The sequence below is a fragment of the Erwinia sp. JUb26 genome, assembly GCF_003751505.1.
Lineage (GTDB): Bacteria > Pseudomonadota > Gammaproteobacteria > Enterobacterales > Enterobacteriaceae > Erwinia.
Genome location: NZ_RJVB01000020.1, coordinates 1 through 2,103, shown reverse-complemented (window position 1 = coordinate 2,103; position 2,103 = coordinate 1). Strand labels below are relative to the sequence as shown.

The 2,103-nt window shown below is 54.1% G+C and carries 1 rRNA gene; it reads right to left on the bottom strand.

The annotated features are described in order from the left end of the window. Positions 1 to 41: 41 nt before the first annotated feature. Positions 42 to 2,103: ribosomal RNA gene (locus EC836_RS24525) — 23S ribosomal RNA — on the bottom strand; the annotation flags it as partial.

The following is a 2,103-nucleotide window of genomic DNA, read 5'->3' as shown; positions in this document are numbered from 1 at the left end:
GTGTTGTCTCTCAACACTCACCAGAACGCTTCTGGTGTTGTAAGGTTAAGCCTCACGGGTCATTAGTACCGGTTAGCTCAACGCATCGCTGCGCTTACACACCCGGCCTATCAACGTCGTAGTCTTCAACGTCCCTTCAGGGGTCTCAAGGACCCAGGGAGAACTCATCTCGAGGCAAGTTTCGCGCTTAGATGCTTTCAGCGCTTATCTTTTCCGCACTTAGCTACCGGGCAATGCCATTGGCATGACAACCCGAACACCAGTGGTGCGTTCACTCCGGTCCTCTCGTACTAGGAGCAACCCCTCTCAATTCTCCAGCGCCCACGGCAGATAGGGACCGAACTGTCTCACGACGTTCTAAACCCAGCTCGCGTACCACTTTAAACGGCGAACAGCCGTACCCTTGGGACCTACTTCAGCCCCAGGATGTGATGAGCCGACATCGAGGTGCCAAACACCGCCGTCGATATGAACTCTTGGGCGGTATCAGCCTGTTATCCCCGGAGTACCTTTTATCCGTTGAGCGATGGCCCTTCCATTCAGAACCACCGGATCACTATGACCTACTTTCGTACCTGCTCGAGCCGTCACTCTCGCAGTCAAGCTAGCTTATGCCATTGCACTAACCTCACGATGTCCGACCGTGATTAGCTAACCTTCGTGCTCCTCCGTTACTCTTTAGGAGGAGACCGCCCCAGTCAAACTACCCACCAGACACTGTCCCCACGCCGGATCACGGCGCCAGGTTAGAACATCAAACGTTAAAGGGTGGTATTTCAAGGTTGGCTCCACGCAGACTGGCGTCCACGCTTCAAAGCCTCCCACCTATCCTACACATCAAGGCTCAATGTTCAGTGTCAAGCTGTAGTAAAGGTTCACGGGGTCTTTCCGTCTTGCCGCGGGTACACTGCATCTTCACAGCGAGTTCAATTTCACTGAGTCTCGGGTGGAGACAGCCTGGCCATCATTACGCCATTCGTGCAGGTCGGAACTTACCCGACAAGGAATTTCGCTACCTTAGGACCGTTATAGTTACGGCCGCCGTTTACCGGGGCTTCGATCAAGAGCTTCTCCTTGCGGATAACCCCATCAATTAACCTTCCGGCACCGGGCAGGCGTCACACCGTATACGTCCACTTTCGTGTTTGCACAGTGCTGTGTTTTTAATAAACAGTTGCAGCCAGCTGGTATCTTCGACTGCCTTCAGCTCCACCCGCAAGGGGTATCACCTAACGACAGCGTGCCTTCTCCCGAAGTTACGGCACCATTTTGCCTAGTTCCTTCACCCGAGTTCTCTCAAGCGCCTTGGTATTCTCTACCTGACCACCTGTGTCGGTTTGGGGTACGATTCTGTGTTACCTGATGCTTAGAGGCTTTTCCTGGAAGCAGGGCATTTATCACTTCAGCACCGTAGTGCCTCGTCATCACACCTCAGCGTTAACAAGATTCCGGATTTACCTGGAACCTCCGCCTACATGCTTAAACCGGGACAACCGTCGCCCGGCTGATATAGCCTTCTCCGTCCCCCCTTCGCAGTAACACCGAGTACAGGAATATTAACCTGTTTCCCATCGACTACGCCTTTCGGCCTCGCCTTAGGGGTCGACTCACCCTGCCCCGATTAACGTTGGACAGGAACCCTTGGTCTTCCGGCGAGCGGGCTTTTCACCCGCTTTATCGTTACTTATGTCAGCATTCGCACTTCTGATACCTCCAGCAGACCTCACAGTCCACCTTCTGCGGCTTACAGAACGCTCCCCTACCCAACAACGCATAAGCGTCGCTGCCGCAGCTTCGGTGCATGGTTTAGCCCCGTTACATCTTCCGCGCAGGCCGACTCGACCAGTGAGCTATTACGCTTTCTTTAAATGATGGCTGCTTCTAAGCCAACATCCTGGCTGTCTGTGCCTTCCCACATCGTTTCCCACTTAACCATGACTTTGGGACCTTAGCTGGCGGTCTGGGTTGTTTCCCTCTTCACGACGGACGTTAGCACCCGCCGTGTGTCTCCCGTGATAACATTCTCCGGTATTCGCAGTTTGCATCGGGTTGGTAAGCCGGGATGGCCCCCTAGCCGAAACAGTGCTCTACCCCCGGAGATGA